General features: G+C 52.7%; 1 tRNA gene and 1 rRNA gene. Both read right to left on the bottom strand.

Going from position 1 to position 256, the window contains the following annotated elements:
• Window positions 1–51: 51 nt before the first annotated feature.
• A tRNA-Val gene (locus tag AC0L0O_RS30090) sits at window positions 52–127 on the bottom strand.
• Between the two features lie 4 nt (window positions 128–131).
• Window positions 132–247, bottom strand: a 5S ribosomal RNA gene (gene rrf / locus AC0L0O_RS30085).
• Between the last annotated feature and the right edge of the window lie 9 nt (window positions 248–256).

The following is a 256-nucleotide window of genomic DNA, read 5'->3' as shown; positions in this document are numbered from 1 at the left end:
ACCTACTGATTACAAGTCAGTTGCTCTACCAATTGAGCTAAGTCGGCTAAATGGTGGAGGATGACGGGATCGAACCGCCGACCCCCTGCTTGTAAGGCAGGTGCTCTCCCAGCTGAGCTAATCCTCCATTTGCCTGGCAACGTCCTACTCTCACAGGGACAAGGTCCCAACTACCATCGGCGCTAGAGAGCTTAACTTCCGTGTTCGGTATGGGAACGGGTGTGACCTCTCTGCCATCATTACCAGACTGTATTCA

Source organism: Bacillus sp. GS3m_15504, assembly GCF_055825275.1.
Note: the sequence above shows the minus strand (reverse complement) of the source record. Positions and strands in the feature narration are given on the sequence as shown.